This is a genomic window from Drouetiella sp. (genome assembly GCF_059504425.1).
The window spans coordinates 1-14,881 of sequence record NZ_JCACIN010000110.1; the positions used below are offsets into that span (position 1 = coordinate 1).

The 14,881-nt window shown below is 50.2% G+C and carries 14 protein-coding genes and 1 tRNA gene; 7 read left to right on the plus strand and 8 right to left on the minus strand.

Going from position 1 to position 14,881, the window contains the following annotated elements:
* Window positions 1-1,173: protein kinase domain-containing protein (locus AC5JMP_RS24280; protein ID WP_495854078.1), on the minus strand; the 1,173-nt coding region annotated here is incomplete at its 3' end.
* A gap of 183 nt (window positions 1,174-1,356) precedes the next feature.
* Window positions 1,357-2,499, minus strand: a complete 1,143-nt coding sequence (locus tag AC5JMP_RS24285; RefSeq protein ID WP_495854079.1) for an esterase-like activity of phytase family protein — start codon at window positions 2,497-2,499, stop codon at window positions 1,357-1,359.
* A gap of 211 nt (window positions 2,500-2,710) precedes the next feature.
* Between AC5JMP_RS24285 and AC5JMP_RS24290 the strand changes: the two genes are divergently transcribed.
* Entirely contained in the window at window positions 2,711-3,148 is a 438-nt protein-coding gene (locus tag AC5JMP_RS24290) for a hypothetical protein (protein WP_495854080.1), read from the plus strand.
* Window positions 3,149-3,317: 169 nt separating this feature from the next.
* On the opposite strand, the gene AC5JMP_RS24295 is transcribed toward AC5JMP_RS24290, so the two are convergent.
* Window positions 3,318-3,851: a peptidoglycan-binding domain-containing protein gene (locus AC5JMP_RS24295; RefSeq protein WP_495854081.1), complete on the minus strand. Its 534-nt coding sequence runs from the start codon at window positions 3,849-3,851 to the stop codon at window positions 3,318-3,320.
* Window positions 3,852-4,113: 262 nt separating this feature from the next.
* Between AC5JMP_RS24295 and AC5JMP_RS24300 the strand changes: the two genes are divergently transcribed.
* Window positions 4,114-4,581, plus strand: a complete 468-nt coding sequence (locus tag AC5JMP_RS24300) for a tellurite resistance TerB family protein (RefSeq protein WP_495854082.1) — start codon at window positions 4,114-4,116, stop codon at window positions 4,579-4,581.
* 322 nt (window positions 4,582-4,903) lie between these two features.
* Here the strand turns inward: AC5JMP_RS24300 and AC5JMP_RS24305 are convergent, their stop codons facing one another.
* Window positions 4,904-5,479: a DUF2808 domain-containing protein gene (locus AC5JMP_RS24305; RefSeq protein ID WP_495854083.1), complete on the minus strand. Its 576-nt coding sequence runs from the start codon at window positions 5,477-5,479 to the stop codon at window positions 4,904-4,906.
* A gap of 233 nt (window positions 5,480-5,712) precedes the next feature.
* Entirely contained in the window at window positions 5,713-6,453 is a 741-nt protein-coding gene (locus AC5JMP_RS24310; RefSeq protein WP_495854084.1) for an SIMPL domain-containing protein, read from the minus strand.
* Window positions 6,454-6,622: 169 nt separating this feature from the next.
* Between AC5JMP_RS24310 and rsmA the strand changes: the two genes are divergently transcribed.
* The 3 genes from rsmA to AC5JMP_RS24325 all read left to right on the plus strand — a co-directional run bounded on the left by rsmA (window position 6,623) and on the right by AC5JMP_RS24325 (window position 8,548).
* A complete protein-coding gene (gene rsmA, locus AC5JMP_RS24315; RefSeq protein ID WP_495854085.1) occupies window positions 6,623-7,432 on the plus strand; it encodes a 16S rRNA (adenine(1518)-N(6)/adenine(1519)-N(6))-dimethyltransferase RsmA in 810 nt (269 codons plus the stop codon).
* Between the two features lie 36 nt (window positions 7,433-7,468).
* Complete coding sequence (ispE, locus tag AC5JMP_RS24320; RefSeq protein ID WP_495854086.1) at window positions 7,469-8,413, plus strand: 4-(cytidine 5'-diphospho)-2-C-methyl-D-erythritol kinase; 945 nt, start codon at window positions 7,469-7,471, stop codon at window positions 8,411-8,413.
* Window positions 8,414-8,477: 64 nt separating this feature from the next.
* A tRNA-Gly gene (locus tag AC5JMP_RS24325) sits at window positions 8,478-8,548 on the plus strand.
* A gap of 441 nt (window positions 8,549-8,989) precedes the next feature.
* On the opposite strand, the gene AC5JMP_RS24330 is transcribed toward AC5JMP_RS24325, so the two are convergent.
* Window positions 8,990-9,394 carry a Fur family transcriptional regulator gene (locus tag AC5JMP_RS24330; protein ID WP_495854087.1) on the minus strand — a complete coding sequence of 135 codons (405 nt, stop codon included), beginning with the start codon at window positions 9,392-9,394 and terminating at the stop codon, window positions 8,990-8,992.
* A 64-nt stretch (window positions 9,395-9,458) separates the two neighbouring features.
* Between AC5JMP_RS24330 and AC5JMP_RS24335 the strand changes: the two genes are divergently transcribed.
* Together AC5JMP_RS24335 and dmeF are read left to right on the plus strand one after the other, a co-directional pair.
* Complete coding sequence (locus AC5JMP_RS24335) at window positions 9,459-9,749, plus strand: Precorrin-3B methylase (protein ID WP_495854088.1); 291 nt, start codon at window positions 9,459-9,461, stop codon at window positions 9,747-9,749.
* Window positions 9,750-10,114: 365 nt separating this feature from the next.
* On the plus strand, window positions 10,115-11,068 hold the full coding sequence (gene dmeF / locus AC5JMP_RS24340) for a CDF family Co(II)/Ni(II) efflux transporter DmeF (RefSeq protein WP_495854089.1): 954 nt from the start codon (window positions 10,115-10,117) through the stop codon (window positions 11,066-11,068).
* A gap of 415 nt (window positions 11,069-11,483) precedes the next feature.
* Here the strand turns inward: dmeF and AC5JMP_RS24345 are convergent, their stop codons facing one another.
* Window positions 11,484-12,122 (minus strand): hypothetical protein, encoded by a 639-nt coding sequence (locus AC5JMP_RS24345; protein ID WP_495854090.1) that lies wholly within the window; start codon window positions 12,120-12,122, stop codon window positions 11,484-11,486.
* Window positions 12,123-12,326: 204 nt separating this feature from the next.
* Window positions 12,327-14,837 carry an ATP-dependent DNA helicase RecG gene (gene recG / locus AC5JMP_RS24350; RefSeq protein ID WP_495854091.1) on the minus strand — a complete coding sequence of 837 codons (2,511 nt, stop codon included), beginning with the start codon at window positions 14,835-14,837 and terminating at the stop codon, window positions 12,327-12,329.
* Between the last annotated feature and the right edge of the window lie 44 nt (window positions 14,838-14,881).

Below are 14,881 nucleotides of genomic sequence, written 5' to 3' on the forward strand. Positions count from 1 at the left end.
GGGCGTGGGCGTGAGGGAAACTGTGGGAGTCGGCGTGGGGCTGGCGATAGGCTGATTGGCATTGCGGAGCGCGCTAACGATCGCCCAGCTGGCGATTCCGGCAACGACTGCCACTCCCAGCGCCGTCAAGATAATAGCTAAAGGATTATCCCATCCAGAAGAGGGCGTAGAAATAGAGGGGGACGATCGCCGAGAAGCATTCGCTCGAACGGGCGCTTCAGCCGGGGCAGGACGACCGATCGCCATGGTCTGCATATGAGACACATCGGGTGCGGCGGGGGTAGGCACCTGGGAAACTTGAGCCTGAGTGATCACACCTGCCGGATTGACTGCTGGCTCTGTCGCGATTTGGAGGGCTTGAGCTAGGTCAGCAGCAGAGGCATAGCGATCGCTCGGACGATAGCTCAGCATCCGCTCTAGAACTTGGGCAAACCCCGGACTGAGTTTCGTCCAGCGCTGCCAAGTCCAGGTGAGGCTGCGATCGTCATACAGTGCTTGAGGTTCTTGTCCGGTCAGCAGCACCAGCGCTGTTACTGCCAGCGCGTACAGATCGCTGCTGGGATAGGCGCGCCCCGTCTGCATTTGTTCGCTGGGAGCATAGCCAAATTTACCTACGGTGGTTGGTTCGGCAACAGCATCAGGCGACTGAACGCGAGTCGCGATTTCTTTGACCACGCCGAAATCAATTAGCACAGGCAAATTATCGGACTGGCGTAGAATAATATTATCTGGCGCAATGTCGCGATGAATGATGCCTTTACTGTGAATGTGGTGCAAAATCGGCAGAATTTGACGGATGAACTGGAGTGCCTCTGGCTCCGAGAAAGTGCTGCCTTTGGCTTTGCGTTCGTTGAGCAACAGCCGAAACGTCTTGCCCTCAACGTAGTCTTGGACTAAAAAAAGTCGCTGATTATCTTCAAAAGTGGCTCGAAACTGCGGAATCTGCGGGTGTTGAATTTGGTAGAGAATGGCGGCTTCGCGTTGAAACAGCTCTTTTGCCTTCGTCAAAGCGTAGGCGCTGCCCTGAGGCGGAATAAATTCTTTGAGGGCACAGCGTTCGTTATAGCGCCCCTGATCTTCTGCCAGATAAGTGCGACCAAACCCTCCCTGTCCCAGAATACTGAGAACACGGTAGCCCTTCAAGATAGTTCCCAACGGAATTGATGGTTGCATGGCAGAATAATCGACTCTTTCAATCACAGAAACTACACCACAAAAGCTCTCTTAAGAAACTTCACGCTCAGCTCAGGAAATTTCTGAGCCTTCCAAGCCTGTGTTCGTGATTCAACCGAACATCTCATCATAGCAAGGAATAATCTGGGGAAATCACGGTTTTGTGGCAGAGTAAATTCCCTCTCAATCTATGCCGCGAATGCGAAACAGGAGGAATTGAGTCACCTGAGCAGGATTGAAATTATCGTCGCTCACGAGTATCAGGCTACGGCTGCCATCGGGCAAGCGCGACCCGATCGCCATGCCTTCCAAATTATCGAGCGGGATGCCTAAGTCTTGAAGGTTGAGCAGCGATCGTTTATAAATCGGCGCAATTCCAGAAATATCTCCTTTGAGCGTAGGAACGCCTGAGATGTCCGTCGCCACACCCGTAGCAATCTGAAAAAGCTGAGCATTAGACCCGGCAAGCACGCCAAACGATCGCTCCAGACTCAAAAAATGACCAGCTTGATCAAGCGTCAGGAGTTCAGTTAAGCCATTGACGGCGTTCTCGACAGGCTCCAAGAGATAGAGATGCTCGGCAAGCAGCGTCGTCTGATTCTCTCCTACCAGGTAATGCAGAAAGCGAACAGGCTGCGAAGAGTCCGACTCAGGCAAATCCTGCTGAAGGGCAGCCTCAGTTGCCGAAAACACCCGAAACGGTTCCAGCCGCCCCCCTGCCGAGCCGCTGGCGTTAAGAGTCAGAGCTTCAAAGCCTAGATTGTCCTGAATGCCGACAGGCTGACCCTCGATCGTGTCAGGCAAAAACTCTCTGGGAATGGGCAGACGGCTTTGCCACCGCCCGTCTAGATCAAACTCATCAATGAAAGGGGGAATCCCGTTGCGGCTAACCCCTTCGCTAGAGATCAATAGAGTCTGACGCGGCGAGAGAGCAATTCCCTCTGGATCGATCGTGCCAACAGCATAGGGGCGACCGTCTTCTGCTATTAAAGTCGTGGCTTTCTCGATCTCGACGGAGCTAAGGGCGATCGCCTCCCCCGCCGAACTAAAGCTGAGCTTCAGGGTATAAAACCGTGCAGGTGCCCGATCGCTGCGATCGTCTGAGATGGCGTAGAAGCGCTCACGTTGGCGATCGTAGGTCAGACCCGACAAACCACCGACCGGAGCATCCTCGAAGGTAAGCTTCGGCAGCCGATATTCGCCCAGGAAATCGAGAGAAAGATCGAGAAATAGCCGATCTTCTGCTTTGACCTGCGGAATGCTACAGGCGGTCAGAAAAATCAGGGGCGCTAGGAGGGCAATCAGCAGTCGAGAGAATTGAGGCACTACAGTATGGAGTCGCAAAGTTGGCAGGGTAAGCAATAAATATAGAGCGCTTCTGTCTATCTTCTATCGTGATCGGTTGGATAAGGTGCGATCGGGTGAATCAGAGGAAAATCGAGACAGCCCAAAGGAACAACTTCTGCCTGGAGGGTGATTAAGTAAATCAATTAAATCTAGTAGAAATAGAATATCAAATCACGTGGAACTGTATTCTATGAAACTGAATTCTTTTACAAAACGACTGTCAGCTATGGGACGTTGGGTTGCCATGGCGCTATTTTGCCTATCGACAATCACTTCCGCAGGCGCATTTTTGTCAGGTGGAATGGCGATCGCTGCTCCTAGCCTAATTGCGGCCTCAGACCTGGGCGACCAGGTTCAAGACAAAGCCAGACAGGACGCTGGACGAGCTAAGAACTTTATCCGAGACACGGCAGATAAGGTTGAGCAAACTGCGAAGAAGAATGCTAGCCGCGTAGAGGATGCCACAGATGGCGATGGCAGCTTTGTTGAGCGCAAAGCCAAGAGAGATGCAGCGCGGATTGAGCAGAGAGCAGAAGAAGATGCAGCGCGCACTCAGAAAGCAGTAGACAACACAAAGAACGCTGTTGAACGCACGGTTGACAACATCAAAGATGCTTTTAGCAACTAGATTGGTGGCATAAATTCTAAGCCCTGTTTGGCAGACTTCTGCCAAGCAGGGCTTAGAATTTTTATAGCAACCGTCAAGACGTTAGGACGGAGAAGTTTAGGGTGAGGCGCGAAGCTCCTCACCCTAAACTTTTTAAGCAAAATGGCGACAGCTATAAAGGTCAGAAAATTTAGTAGAAGAACTTGAACCTTTTCTTCTGCTTATAGTTTCGAGTTGGAGAAGCCGAAGAGAGGTTTCTGCGCCCTCGAAGTAAAGTCCAAATCGTTGAATTGACGATGCTATCGGGACGAAGGTGGTGCTCTCTCTGAAACGCCTTAATGGCAGCCCTGGTTTTTTCACCAAAGTATCCATCCCGCCGTACCTCATAGCCACAGACACGCAGCAGCCCCTGTAGCTCCATTACGTCTGAACCCACTAGCCCTGGCTGTAGCAGACGGCTTCCGGGCTGTATGCTCGATCGCAATGATGTCCAGGTTTCTGCACCTACAACGCCATCAATTCGTAAGCCGTGCCGCTTTTGATAGAGTTTTACAGCTCTCTCGGTTTTTGAGCCAAAGTCGCCATCTGGTCGTATTCCTGAGGCACCGTGGGCAGAGAGCAGTTCCTGAATTTCCACGACTGCCGCACCCTGATCCCAAGGGTAAACGGTTGGGCAATCGGCAGGGTTAGGGGGACTGGGAGAAGTGCGATCGCCTTCATTCATAGGTCGAGTTTTGCTTGGGTTACTAGGACTCTAGCTCTCTGATGTAAAGGGGTCAAGCTGCGATCGTTACCTCTAGACAATAGGGTTTCGTAACAGACTGTAACTGCTTCCGAACAAGAAGCTTAAGCCGTGTAAAACCCTATGATTCTCATGATACTTTGTGAGCAAAGCAGTTTAGGTAAGCAAGGCAGTCTAACCTAAAAGCCATCTAGCTTAGACCACTCAATCGCCTAGACAACTCAATCTAATTAGGAATTGTCTTATGGTTCATACCCCACCGTCTATTTCTCCTCGTCAGATGAACCTGTTACGCACCGTTACCGCCATGGCTTGGGCAGATGGCGATCTTGCGGCTGAAGAAGTTGAGATTATGCTCGATCGCTTCAGCAATATTTTTGCCAAAGATGCCGCTCAGCAACAGCATCTTCGTCAAGAGCTTCAAAACTACATGAAGCAAAACATCCCTCTTGAAGAAATCACCTCAAAGCTCCATAGCCCTGAGGAAAAAGAGATGGTGTTGCGGTTAGCGTATGAGGTGATTTCTTGTAGTGCCCGATCGCCCCAAGAGGACAATATCAATGCCGATGAAGCTGCGGCATATCAGCAGCTAGTCAGCCTTCTGGGTTTATCAACTGAGAAGGTACAGCAAATCGAATCTGAAGTGCAGTCTTCCTCTGAGGGAAGCCTAGTCGATCGCTTGGCTCAACACCTTGAGGGCTTTCCCCGCTAGATTCTTAGGGACTGCCTCCGGTATCCGGCTAGCGTGCCGCTGCATTCCCGCCCTTAACTTAATCGATTTATTTAGAGAGCAGCCGACCCTGTGCATCCGATCGCCCTTTCAACGCTCTCTCGTATAAGTTTGTTGCATGATTGCGGCTGTAAAAATTGAGATTTGGAAAGCGCGGAATTCATGCGCAAACTTAATCGCACTAGGTTCAACTTCTATAGTCTCAATAGATCCCTTTCAAGTCAGGTTTAGTGGCGATGTAGCCGTCACTAAGCCTAACTTGAAACCTCTGATTTGCAAGAGATCCAACCGCTGTGGAGAAAAATTAAGGGAAGAAATTGCTGTCAGACTTATCGAAGTCGAGTCGCCCATATCCCAAAAACTGACCGTAAGCCTTCTCTCCGGCGGGATATGCCGTCACCCCAAACAGATACACACCATCTGAAAGCGGATTGCGTCGGGGACGCAGCCCAATTGTGACCGTTTTTCCTGCCGATACGGGTGGATCGAAGAGCACCGAAACAGTCTGGCTATCTCGATCGAAGGTTGTAGCGCCTAGCGTGATTGCCTCAGAACGACTGCGAGGAGTCCCTATAAAAGCACGGGTTGCTTCCGTGTTGTAGCGGACTAGCTGATCGAAGCTTGAGCCGTCTTTCTGAGCGATCGTAATCCGTTGTAGAGGCTCACCTGCGTCTTCAGGTACCGTCAGCGTAAAGTAATAAGTGGCGCTTGATGCAGTGGTGCGTCGCTCAGTCGTCATGGCATTGACAAGCGTCGGCGGATGATCAAAATATACTTCTCCCCGCAACTCAACCGCCTGTCCTGCCTGCATCAGAAATGGAGTGAAGGCACCCATAGCTAAACCGACTGCAGCTAGAAGCGATCGAGACATAAACCGCATGGATGAAGCCCAAACTTAGGATACTCCTATGGTAACAAAGGGGTATGGCAGCGCGGGAGCACCTTTCGAGAGACACTGCTGAGCAGTGCCTCCCCAAGAAACAACATCTTGAGTAATCTCATCACTGAGTCTCAGTAGATCGTAAATGCTCGTTAATTCTCTAAAAAGTTAACTTTTTAGAGTTTTGGGTTGCGCGTAGCGCAACCCAAAACCCTGTTTGAGATCTACTGAGTCTAGTAGCTGATTTGAAGCGTCACAGAGGCTTGCACTTCCTGCTCACCGCCTACCACAGGGGTAGGGGCAGCGCTGTCCGCCATCGCCATCGTTCTCTGCTCTCTAGCAAAGATCGGCGTGGGTGGCGTTGCTCCATTCACCTGTACACTCACAATTTCCTTGCGCTGTAGCCCCAGAGCGCTCAACGCTGCCTCCGCCTGCTCTTGGGCATCTTGAGTTGCCTCACGAATTGCCTGCTTCTGAGCCGTGGAAACTGCGCTGTCTTCAGCCACAAAGCTGACGCTATCAATCCGCGTTGCCCCTGCCTTTACTGCATCATCCAGTAGGGTGCCTGCGCGATCGGTTGGCAGACGAAAGCTGACGGAATTGGTGGCGGTATAACCTCTCAGCTTTTGCTGTCCGTCGCTATAGTCATAGGCAGGGCTGAGGTAAATGCCCGTGGTCTGAAGCTTATCCACATTGCGCGATCGCAGTAGCTCCACCACGGCAGAGGAGCGTTGTGCCGCCTCCTGCTGGGCTTCTTCTGCGGTTTTGCCCTGCACCTCAACGCCAAGCTGCACCTGAGACAAGGTCGTAGGAATCGACTCTGTACCCATACCTGTCACCGTCAATGTTCTCAACATGCGCTCAGCCTCTGCAAACGCGGGATTCGTCATAGATAAACTCAATACGCCCATGAGGAGCGGTAGCATACACGCTTTTTTAATCGAAAAACCAGAACGAACAGTCAGTGATTTCATTAGAACACTTCTCACAAGAATCATGTTTCTAATGTGCCATTGCCGACTACAATGATGAGTCCAGTTACACTTTTAGTTACAACTAATTACCCTTCTTTAAATCTATCTGTTTGAGTTGAACTTCTTCCAAACAGATTTTGCTGCATACGGCTTGACCTACGCTTAACCCATGCCCCTCCCTCGCAAACAGTTTGGACAACATTGGCTCCGTAGCGATACGGCACTGGCGCAGATCGTGGGTGCGGCAAAGCTAGAAAAAAGCGATCGCCTCCTCGAAATTGGCCCCGGCACGGGTATTTTGACGCGCCAGCTTTTGACGCGCACGCAGTCGGTTGTGGCGGTGGAAATCGATCGCGATTTGTGTAAAAGTTTGGCGCAAAAGCTAGGCAAGACTCCCAATTTTTTGCTGCTAGAAGGCGATTTTCTGTCGCTAGATCTGCCTCCCATATTGGCAGGCTTTCCCAATTTCCAGCATCCCAATAAAGTAGTTGCAAACATTCCTTACAACATCACTGGCCCGATTCTAGAAAAGCTGTTAGGAACGATCGCCCAACCCAATCCCGCTCCCCTCGACAGCATCGTGCTGCTCTTGCAAAAAGAAGTTGCCGATCGCCTCTGTGCTAAGCCCAGCTCTAGAGCCTTTGGGGCGCTTACGGTGCGCGTGCAGTACCTTGCCGACTGTGAGCGGATCTGCACTGTTCCTGCTAGCGCATTCTATCCGCCTCCTAAAGTTGATTCAGCCGTGATTCGGATTCTGCCTCGATCGCCTCAGCCTTTGGCGAACAATCCGCGACAGCTCGACAAGCTGGTAAAACTGGGTTTTGCGACCAAGCGTAAGATGCTGCGAAATAACTTGCAGAGCGTTGTAGACCGCGATCGCCTGAATGAATTGCTCGAATCTCTCGATCTCAATCCACAATCTCGCGCTGAAGATCTTAGCGTTGCCCATTGGGTGGCATTGAGTAATAAGCTGGAGTAGGCTCAATCCAGCTATCAGCCATCCAGACTATCAGCCATGCGCGCCTATTCTTTGATTGCCCCCGCGAAAATCAATCTCTATCTGGAAATTATTGGCGATCGTCCTGACGGCTATCATGAGCTGGCGATGATCTTGCAGAGCGTGGCGTTGAGCGATCGCGTTGATCTGCGTGCCAATGGTACCGATCGCATTCGCGTGTTCTGCGATAACCCGCAGGTGCCCATAGACGAAAGCAATCTGGCTTATCGGGCGGCAGATCTGATGGCGCAGCAATTTCCTAAGCTCTTTGAAAAGCTGGGCGGCGTAGATATCATGCTCGAAAAAAAAATTCCCATGGGAGCCGGACTGGCGGGTGGCTCAGCCAATGCGGCCGCTGTGCTAGTCGGGCTAGATTTGATGTGGAATTTGGGGCTGACCCACTCAGAGCTTCAGGCATTGGCGGCTCGACTCGGCTCAGATATCCCCTTCTGTATTTCGGGTGGAACGGCGATCGCCACAGGCCGAGGCGAACAGCTTGCGCCCCTGCCCAGCCCTGATCATCTCCATGTCGTGTTAGCAAAATATCGCAGTATAGCTGTTGCAACACCCTGGGCATACAAAGCCTATCGGCAGCAGTTTGGCAGTTCCTACATTTCAGATCCAGCAGAGCAAACAGGGCGCAGACAGCAGATGCATTCGGGCGAAATGGTGGGGGCGATCGGTCAACGGGATAGCAAACGCATTGGGCAGTTGTTGCATAACGACCTAGAGAAAGTTGTCTTACCTGCCTATCCCAAGGTAGCTCAACTGCGGCAAGCGTTAGAGCAGATGGAAACTTTGGGTGTGATGATGTCCGGCTCTGGCTCAACGGTATTTGCTCTAGTGGAGACTCAAGCTCAGGCAAAACAAGTTTATCAGCGACTCTCCGCTGCAATTCCTGACAATGATCTGAGTATTTGGACAACGCATCTAACGGCAGGTGGAATTCAAGTATCGCCTTGAAATTGCACCTTTAGATGAAGGAATGCTATACTGGGAAAGGCATAGCTAAGTAGCCTTAACTCTTGCGGGTGTAGTTTAGTGGTAAAACTTTAGCCTTCCAAGCTAATAATGGGGGTTCGATTCCGCCCACCCGCTTAGTATTTGTACAGTATTATTTCTGCCAATTAGCGCCTTCAGCGTTTCTTTCACTTTGGTAAGAACCTTAGTGATTGTATCTATGGTGGCTTGTGTTAAGTGCGATCGGTCGTAGGCTTGGTTTAGGTCAAGATCAGTGCCTATACCTGTAATCACAAAGATCACAGGTATAGGTACTGACTAAAATGAGAAATTAGAGTTTTCGTTTTAATAGGACTTATGCATCCGCCCCTCAGAATTGGGGGACTCTGAACTCCGGCTCCCCCAGAATTGGGGATTTGGGGGGCGGATTTCGCTTCAATCTGCGTAAATCCTACTCAAGAAGAAGCCAGTAGGGCAGCCTTCCTGTAACAAGATATGCAAGAGCGCTTTGCTGCTAGCGATCGCCCCTAATTCCAGTTCAATCTTCAAGTTTTTGGGGCTGAGGACTTTAGTCTAAGTTCAACCTCCAGCGCCAGATGCCTGGACAAGCTGGCAGGTCGTGCAGACCCCAAAAAATTCTAGGGTGTGGTAGAAGATCTTAAACTCGTAAGATTGATTCAGTTGATGTTCGAGTTCATGAACAGGACATTGATCAATGGGTGTAGAAGCGCCACACTGAAGGCAGGTCAGGTGATGACGATCTTGTTGAACCGTGCTGTAGAGGGATTCGCCGTTGCCCAGCGTACGGACTTGTACCACGCCTTCAAGCTTCAGGGCTTCTAGCGATCGATATACCGTTGCCAACCCCATGTTTTCACTGCGGTTTCGCAGATCCATGTAGATATCTTGGGCAGAAATTGCCCGGTTTAAAGACTTGAGCAAGCTCAAAATCCGCTCTTGACTGCGAGTTCGCTGGGTTCTCATAAGAAATTTCGCTACGTCAACCTGATCCCATCTTACTTTTAACTCACACTTAACTAGAGAAGCTATGGCAAAGCAGGAAGACCCACTGACTGGAGAAGCGCTGATTAAGGAAGTCTGTCGGCGGATTCGGGTGGCTCGGAGCTATTGGGATGCTCACAACAATGCCGCCTGCCGGGGAGAACGCGATCGCGCCTTAGCGCTTTACAATACCCTGACGAAAGAACAAAAAGAGCAGATTCCAGAAGCCCTGCGAGTGTGGTTGCGCTACCGAAGCGAAAAATATTTTGGGGCAGATCGAACGCCACCTGGGTCGAATCGGAAACAGCCCAAGCAAAAACGGCTTAAGCAGAAATAGCGGCTCAGTTCATGAGCTTTCCTGTGAGAGATTTAATTGGCGATCGCCGAGTCTTACAGCAACTTAATAAGCAGTATTACCTAATGTAGAGCATTAAGTAATTGAGTTAGGACGAGTTATTTTTGAGAGCCTCGCGGAGCGAGGCTCTCAAAAAATAACTCATTGGATCTAAGCGCGTGGCGCTATATGATGTGCATCTTCCTATAGATTTTTAGGCTGCTTAGGTTGTCGGCTGATTGGGGCAGTCATTTAAGATGAATGCTGAGGAAAGAGTCACAGTGAAGATAGAAGCCTTCGCTACGGGCAGTAAAAAATTGATAGGCGATCGCTTGCGAACTTAGTCCAATTCTTCTTTAGATAGTTTTATGCACATCCATACTCTTGAACAATGGCAACACTCTCATAATTTTTCTGCCGATCAGAATCAGGCAGAAAAAAATACCAAAATAGTGCTTTTGCTCACAGCAGTGACAATGATTACTGAGATTGTAGCTGGTACAACCTTTGGTTCGCTGGCTCTGCTTGCTGACGGTTGGCATATGGCAACACATGTTGGAGCCTTTGGTATTGCAGTGTTTGCCTATCAATACGCCCGAAGACATGCAAACAACCCCAGATATACCTTTGGTACAGGTAAAGTCAGTGTGCTGGGGGGTTTTACTAGCGCGATTGTACTTGCAGTAGTGGCTCTTGCCATAGCAGTTGAGTCATCTGTCCGTCTTCTTGAGCCTCAATCTATCCAGTTCAATGAGGCAATCTATATTGCGGTTATTGGATTAATAGTAAATCTTGCCAGTGCTTTTTTGTTGCAAGAGCATCATGATCATTCCCATAACCATCACGGTCATTCCCATGACTATCCCCATCATGATCACAATCTCCGTGCTGCCTACATTCACGTTCTAGCAGATGCCTTAACTTCGGTTTTTGCAATAGTTGCCCTACTCGGAGGGAAGTTTTTAGGCTGGGTTTGGATGGATGCAGTAATGGGTTTAATTGGGGCCTTAGTGATTGCAAGATGGTCTTATGGACTGGTTCGTGAAACTGGTTCCATCTTGCTGGACGGAGCAGTTGATAAAGAAACAAAGCTGGCGATCGTAAATGCGGTTGAACAAGATGCTGACAATCGTGTTACCGATTTGCACGTTTGGAACCTTAGCGAAAATCATCTAGCAGCCACAGTTTCCCTTGTTACTCATTATCCTCAGAAGCCAGAATATTATAAAAGCTTACTTAATCACATTCCATTACTCTCTCATGTGCTTGTCGAAGTCCATCACTGCCATGATGAACCCTGCGTAGAGCTACACACAGCCTGACAGCTCAAATTGCTCTAGGCATAGCTGTGAACCTAGCAGTGAATGTGAGCGATCGCTGCATAAAAATCCGCTTGCACACTAACCGTTTAGAGGTAATCAGTTAATTCCAAGAGGTTATTTGTGACGGGTAAAGCGGGTCGCTACTCCTATTTAGCTGCCTTCGCTAAGAGCTGCGGACAGGAACGCCTCCTAGCCTAGGATGAATTCCGGTTCCCCGCTGAATATCCTTTAGGCAATTGAGACCACCTCAAACTACGATCGCTCCGTCTGAAATGCTTTGCACAAGGGCTATTTCCCTAGATCAAATTACGACATAACGCTTAATACCTTAGTTGAGAAGTTAAGGAGTGGGGGCGATCCTCTCAACCCGCAATGCTGATGAGGTGATTAGCCTCATGCATCGTCTCTTCAGTTTCTATGGAAACTTGCCTAATGTAAGAGGTTGATTTGGTACAAGGTTAAATCCTTGAGCAAAGCTTGTAGTAGCCGGGAGATTTTGGATTTTTAACTCTTGCTCTAGAATTTTTTGTGGCTTCTTCTTGCCACTGATATCACCGTAAACGGCAAATTTGCTTATGGATAAAGATAAGACCCAATCAGAGGGAGCGATAAAGGATAGATACTTTGTTTGGCTCTCTCCTGGCTTCAGTACAAATGGACGAGGCAAATCCTTTAAGCTAGGTTCAGTAAACGGTATTTCATACGACATACCTGCTAGTGGAATATGCTTAAAAAATTCTTCAAGTCCTTCCCCGTCCGAAATAGCATAAAAGATTGGCTCATTTTCGTATGCTGACTTTGATACTTTAAGATAGAGAGAATCGACAACTCCAATTTGAGCGCCAATGTTTGCGATTGTTATGGGTAGAATGAGGAAATCTTGTCTGTCTGCAACATAAAGATAGATGGCAAAGCGAGGTGCTACAGCAATAAATTTCGCTCCTCTCAAGCTATTCCAATAACCAGATATAAAGAGAGATATTGCAGATATAACTAATGAAATTGCATAAAAGAAATCTCGAATTTCTAATTTCATTGGTGAATTTAAGTCCACTGACAATCCTCGATAAAGACTAAGTCTTCTACTCAACAGTATAATTAGCTTCACCGTAGATAAAAATTAACCACTAGAACTACCCAATACATCATTTAGCTTCTCTAAGAGTTCAAGCGATAGTAAAGCCTCTAGGTTTACTAGCACACACCGAAGGGCTTAAGCGGTTTTGGATAGGGCAATTATGCACTATGAGCTAGCCCATCACGTCAAAATTGTGCCACCCATAAGACGCTGATACCGATACTCCAACTCCGATCGCAGTAGTGCCCAGCGCTCCAAAGTGGCATCGATGGCAATCAGCTTTTCTGCGGCTTCTCGTGCCACCTCCAGCACATCCTGATCGTTGACCAAACTCGCCAGCGCAAAGTCGGGTAAGCCCGATTGGCGGGTGCCCAGCACTTCACCAGGGCCGCGAAACCGCATATCCATTTCGGAGATAAAAAAGCCGTCCTGCGACTGCTCTAATACCTTTAGCCGCTGCTTCGCCGTTTCTGATTTTGAGCTACTCATGAGCAGACAAAAAGCCTGATCTCCGCCGCGTCCTACCCGCCCCCGCAACTGGTGGAGCTGCGATAGACCGAAGCGATCGGCGTGTTCGATCAGCATGACCGAAGCATTCGGAACATCAACCCCGACCTCCACGACTGTTGTAGACACCAAGATCTGAGTTTGGTTATCCCGAAACTGGCTAATGGACTCGTCCTTCTCTGCCGAACTCATGCGCCCATGCAGCAACCCCACCCTAAACTCCGGGAAAACGCCCTCTTGTAGGTGTTGAAATTCTTCGATCGCTGACTTCAGATCCAGCTTTTCCGATTCCTCCACCAGCGGCAGCACCACATACACTTGACGACCCTGAGCAATTTCTCGGCGAATCAGATCATAAGCATGAGCGCGATCGCCCCCCGACAGCACTGTCGTTTGAATCGGCTTGCGTCCCGGCGGCAGCTCGTCAATTTGACTCACCTCTAGATCGCCATGCATCGTTAGCGCTAGAGTGCGGGGAATGGGAGTCGCCGTCATCGTCAGCACATGGGGATAGTCGCCTTTCTGCTGGAGGCGGGCGCGCTGCTGCACCCCAAACCGATGCTGCTCATCAATCACCACCAGCCCCAGCTTTTGAAACTGCACCGGGTCTTCGATCAGCGCATGGGTGCCCACTAGCAGCGGCAGTTCGCCTGTTGCCAGCTGGGCGTGAATCTGCCGTCGCTTGGCAACCTTGGTAGAACCTGTCAGCAGCTCAACAGGCAGATGCAGCAGATTGAACCAACCCACCAATTTGCGGTAGTGCTGCTCAGACAGGACTTCAGTGGGAGCCATCAGCGCCGCCTGGAAGCCTGACTGAATTGCCGCCAGGATGGCAACGACCGCCACAACAGTTTTTCCTGACCCGACATCGCCTTGCACCAGCCGATTCATCGGGGTAGGAGTCTGGATGTCATTGAGGATATCGTTGATTACCCGCTGCTGGGCATTGGTCATCTTAAAGGGCAGCACCCGATAAAACTCTTCGATCAGTTCGCCTGTGGCAGCCAGCTTGGCGGTGGTTTGCTGCTGGCGCTGAGTCATGCGGCGTTTTAGCAAGCCGAGCTGTAGGTAAAAGAATTCATCGAATACCAGCCGTCGTCGGGCTGCCGCTAAAGCCTCAGCATGGGGAGGGAAATGGATGTGGGCGATCGCCTCCTGTAAGCCAATTAGCTCATACTTGGTGCGCAGACCATCCGGCAATGGCTCCTGAAGCTGCGACACGGCAGGCAACGCCTCCACTACTGCCTTGCGCACCACGTCAGCGCCTACCCCATCGGTAAGGGGATAAACAGGCACCACGCGACCGACCTGCATGGAGTCGATCGAGGCTCCCGAATGATCTAACACCTCAATTTGCGGATTGTCTAGCGTCATGCCAAACTTGCTCTGCTTGACTAAGCCCGATGCGGCGATCGTTGCACCCATGGGATACAGACGCTTTTGCTGCTCCTGCCAACCGCGATTTTGATACCGACTTCCAGCAAAAAAACGGCTCAGCTTCATCTGTCCGCTAGAGTCACGCACCACCAGCTCAAAAATGGTGAGTTTGGTATTACGCGGGCTGCTGTAGCAGGTGCATTTTTTCACTGTGACCACTAGCGTCACCGTCTCTCCTGGCTCCAGCTCCCGAATTTTTACCTGACGGGCGTAGTCAATATGGTCGCGCGGATAGTAGTACAGCACGTCGCGTACGGTATTTAGCCCTAGCTTTGCCAGCCGCTCGGCATTCTTCACCCCTACTCCTGGCAGATAGGTGACTGCCTGATCGAGCTTGACGGGCGCTCTGCTTTTTGGCTCCACCAAAGGCTTTGTCCGAGGAACTTTTTTCTGAGCCGCCTTAGCGACGGTAGTTGATGGTTGAACAGAAGAGTAGCGGATGCCGGATTGTTCAGCCGTTTCTGAATCCGGTGTCGATCGCTCCTCCAACTGCTTACGGGTCTGGTAAATAAAGCGGCGGGTTTCGGCAACCAAGTGCTGCCGTTGGGCAAAGCTGAGTTCTGTATAGCGCGTGAACTCCTGGGAAATTTCCTGCGATCGCTGTCGTTCATTCTGAGTCAGCTCTGTGGGCGGCTGTGCCAGACTAAAGCTGAGGAATTCGCTGAACCGATACTGGCTGCCCACCAAATCATTGAAGCCGCGATCGGCTTCGACAGAGAGGGCTTTTTGCAGGCGTAGCCAGTCCATAAGAAAGGAAGAGAAAGGGCAAGATCCAGCGCTAGCGATTAGTT

Bases quoted from the DNA above. Each gene is read 5' to 3' on its own strand.
- AC5JMP_RS24290 (WP_495854080.1), top strand. From the start codon at position 2,711: ATGAAACTGAATTCTTTTACAAAACGACTGTCAGCTATGGGACGTTGG.
- AC5JMP_RS24295 (WP_495854081.1), bottom strand. From the start codon at position 3,851: ATGAATGAAGGCGATCGCACTTCTCCCAGTCCCCCTAACCCTGCCGAT.
- AC5JMP_RS24300 (WP_495854082.1), top strand. From the start codon at position 4,114: ATGGTTCATACCCCACCGTCTATTTCTCCTCGTCAGATGAACCTGTTA.
- AC5JMP_RS24305 (WP_495854083.1), bottom strand. From the start codon at position 5,479: ATGCGGTTTATGTCTCGATCGCTTCTAGCTGCAGTCGGTTTAGCTATG.
- AC5JMP_RS24310 (WP_495854084.1), bottom strand. From the start codon at position 6,453: ATGAAATCACTGACTGTTCGTTCTGGTTTTTCGATTAAAAAAGCGTGT.
- rsmA (WP_495854085.1), top strand. From the start codon at position 6,623: ATGCCCCTCCCTCGCAAACAGTTTGGACAACATTGGCTCCGTAGCGAT.
- ispE (WP_495854086.1), top strand. From the start codon at position 7,469: ATGCGCGCCTATTCTTTGATTGCCCCCGCGAAAATCAATCTCTATCTG.
- AC5JMP_RS24330 (WP_495854087.1), bottom strand. From the start codon at position 9,394: ATGAGAACCCAGCGAACTCGCAGTCAAGAGCGGATTTTGAGCTTGCTC.
- AC5JMP_RS24335 (WP_495854088.1), top strand. From the start codon at position 9,459: ATGGCAAAGCAGGAAGACCCACTGACTGGAGAAGCGCTGATTAAGGAA.
- dmeF (WP_495854089.1), top strand. From the start codon at position 10,115: ATGCACATCCATACTCTTGAACAATGGCAACACTCTCATAATTTTTCT.
- recG (WP_495854091.1), bottom strand. From the start codon at position 14,837: ATGGACTGGCTACGCCTGCAAAAAGCCCTCTCTGTCGAAGCCGATCGC.